This is a genomic window from Flavobacterium sp., assembly GCF_003525665.1.
Lineage (GTDB): Bacteria > Bacteroidota > Bacteroidia > Flavobacteriales > Flavobacteriaceae > Flavobacterium.
This window is the reverse complement of sequence record NZ_DQDX01000185.1, coordinates 4,103-7,121: the sequence shown is the minus strand read 5'-3', so window position 1 is coordinate 7,121 and position 3,019 is coordinate 4,103. Positions and strand designations below refer to the sequence as shown.

Annotated in this window: 4 protein-coding genes; all 4 read right to left on the bottom strand. The window is 36.2% G+C overall.

Annotation, left to right across the window (positions count from 1 at the left end; genetic code table 11):
- Nucleotides 1-84: 84 nt before the first annotated feature.
- Complete coding sequence (paaD, locus tag DIU01_RS12995; protein WP_290835136.1) at nucleotides 85-585, bottom strand: 1,2-phenylacetyl-CoA epoxidase subunit PaaD; 501 nt, start codon at nucleotides 583-585, stop codon at nucleotides 85-87.
- A 49-nt stretch (nucleotides 586-634) separates the two neighbouring features.
- On the bottom strand, nucleotides 635-1,408 hold the full coding sequence (gene paaC, locus DIU01_RS12990; protein WP_290835138.1) for a 1,2-phenylacetyl-CoA epoxidase subunit PaaC: 774 nt from the start codon (nucleotides 1,406-1,408) through the stop codon (nucleotides 635-637).
- A 90-nt stretch (nucleotides 1,409-1,498) separates the two neighbouring features.
- The gene (paaB, locus tag DIU01_RS12985) at nucleotides 1,499-1,780 is read right to left on the bottom strand and encodes a 1,2-phenylacetyl-CoA epoxidase subunit PaaB (RefSeq protein WP_035123712.1); all 282 of its coding nucleotides are present in this window, start codon (nucleotides 1,778-1,780) and stop codon (nucleotides 1,499-1,501) included.
- Nucleotides 1,781-1,849: 69 nt separating this feature from the next.
- A complete protein-coding gene (gene paaA / locus DIU01_RS12980) occupies nucleotides 1,850-2,830 on the bottom strand; it encodes a 1,2-phenylacetyl-CoA epoxidase subunit PaaA (RefSeq protein WP_290835133.1) in 981 nt (326 codons plus the stop codon).
- Nucleotides 2,831-3,019: the final 189 nt, after the last annotated feature.

Here is a 3,019-nt window from a genome sequence, read left to right as displayed (position 1 = left end):
TATCAATCCAAATAAAAACACACTACATCCAAAAATAATTCTTGCTAGAAACAACATTCTAAATTTTGATTTCATTGTAATCTATTACTTTAAACATTTAAAGTAGTCGAAAGGTTCTAGGCAATCTTCGCATTGGAAAAATGCTTTGCATGCTGTGGAACCAAATTGACTAACTAATTTTGTGTTGAATGAACCGCATTGCGGACATTTCACTAACTTTTTATTGCCTAGAAGTGCTTCTTTATCGGCTGATTCTGATAATGGTGAAGCAATTCCGTATTTTTCTAATGCTAATCGGCCTTTTGGAGTAATCCAATCGGTTGTCCACGCTGGCGATAGGATTAGTTCTACTTTGGCTTCGTAGCCTTTTTGTTTGAATGCAAGTTTTATATCATCTCCTATTACATCCATTGCTGGGCAACCGCTGTAGGTTGGAGTGATTTGAACTTCAACAATTCCGTTTATTATTTTGGCAGAACGTACTACTCCCATTTCCATTATTGATAATACTGGAATTTCTGGATCGGATACTGTTTCTAGTATTTCGAAGAGTTTTTGGTCGATATGTTCTGTTGTTTCTGTCATTTTTGTTTTTATGAGATTCTGAAAAAAGTTCAGAATGACAAATCATTTCTTACCAATTCATATTCGGATAAGCTAATTGCATGTATTGCATTTGTGCTAAAAGATATCCCATATGTTCGCTGTGAATCCCTTGTTTTCCTCCTTTTTGGAAGTATTCTATTATTGGAATTTTCAATGTTGCTTCTTCTAAAATTTCGTTTACTTTTTTAAAGTAATTTGATTTCAAAAGTGTTACGTCTACTCCAATTCCTTCAGTTACCATAGCTTTATCTGCGTCAGTTTGGTGGAAAAGTTCGTCTGTAAAAATCCATAAATCGTTGATTGCTGTTTGGATTTTGTTATGACTTTCTTCTGTTCCGTCACCTAATCTTCTAATCCAATCGGAAGAAAATCTTGTGTGATACGAAACTTCTTTGATGCTTTTTTTAGCAATAGCAGATAATGTTTCGTCTTTACTATTTTGCAATTCTTCTAAGACTAATAAATGATAGACATCGAATAGAAATTGTCTAGCAATGGAATAAGCAAAATCTTGGTTAGGTTGTTCAACCAACAAAACATTTTTATATTCTCTTTCTTTTCTTAAGAAAGCGATGGTATCTTCTGTGGCATCACCTCCGATTAATTTGGCTGCATACTGAAAGTAACTACGTACTTGACCAAATAAATCTAGTGAAATATTGGTCATTGCAATATCGGTTTCTAGACTTGGACCGTGACCGCAAAGTTCACCGAGACGTTGTCCTAGAATTAGAGAATTATCTGCAATTCCGTATATGTATTGAATTAAATTATTGTTCATTTTTTTGTTTTTGACACGAATTGCACGAATTAGCACGAATTCATTGTGTTAAATAAATTTCACGAATTTAAATTGCTTTTAAACCTATTTAGATTTAATTGAAAACAAATTCTACATATGTTTTAACTCGTCAGGCAATTCATAAAAAGTTGGATGACGGTAGGCTTTGTCTTTTGCTGGATCGAAAAGTTCGGCGCTGTCTTCTGGATTTGATGCTGTGATTTGTGCTGATGGAACAACCCAAATACTTACACCTTCCATACGACGTGTGTAAACATCGCGTGCGTTTTCTAATGCCATTGTTGCATCGCTTGCGTGTAAACTTCCGCAATGGCGGTGTTCTAATCCGTTTTTACTTCTTATAAATACTTCCCAAAGTGGCCAATTCTTCATACTCTTATAGTTTTCAGTCGCAGTCGCAGTTGGCAGTCTGAAAACTGAAAACTGTGACTGTGAACTATTTTATATTGCTTGTTTTACTTCTTTGTTTGCTTGTTTTTCGGCGTATGCCATTGCAGCGTCGCGAACCCATTTTCCTTTTTCCCAAGCGTTTACTCTTGCAGAGATACGTTCTTTGTTACATGGTCCGTGGCCTTTTACCACTTGCCAAAATTCGTCCCAATTCATTTCACCGAAATCGTAGGATTTTTTTTCTTCGTTCCATTTTAAATCTGGATCAGGAATGGTTAGACCAATCATTTCAGCTTGAGGAACAGTTTGGTCTACAAATTGTTGACGCAAATCGTCGTTACTTTTACGTTTTAGTTTCCATTTCATGGATTGCTCCGTGTGAACCGATTCGGCGTCTAATGGTCCGAGCATCATTAATGCTGGCCACCACCAACGGTTCAATGCATCTTGTGCCATTTCTTTTTGCTCTGGAGTTCCTTCCGCTAAGGTCATCATAATTTGAAAACCTTGTCTTTGGTGAAAACTTTCTTCTTTGCAAACACGAACCATTGCTCTTGCGTATGGTCCGAAAGATGTTGAACACAGAGGCACTTGATTTATAATAGCAGCGCCATCAACTAGCCAGCCAATTGCGCCCATATCAGCCCAAGTTAGTGTTGGATAATTGAAAATACTAGAATATTTTGCTTTTCCAGAATGCAATTGTTCGTATAATTCTTCACGTGATACGCCTAAAGTTTCACAAGCAGAATATAGGTATAATCCGTGTCCGGCTTCATCTTGAATTTTAGCCAAAAGTGCTACTTTTCGTTTTAACGATGGCGCACGTGTTATCCAATTTCCTTCGGGTAGCATTCCTACGATTTCGGAATGTGCGTGTTGGGAAATTTGACGAATATGGGTTTGACGGTATTTTTCGGGCATCCAATCTTTGGGTTCGATTTTTTCGTCTCTTGCAATTCGTGCATCGAAGATTTCTTCTAGACTTCGACATTGCTCAGTCACCAGGTTTTTTACTTCTTTTTCTGACATACTTTTTTGAATTAGTGTTCAGTGTTCAGTCGCCGTAATATTTTACTTTGCAGTAACTTTGAACGATTATTATTTTTTTTCTTTTGAACCATTAAGTTATTTAAGGTTCATTAAGATAGTGTTATTTTTTATTTCTAAATTTTATTCAATTCGTTTGCTTTCTAGCCCTGATTGGAGCAAGTATCCTTT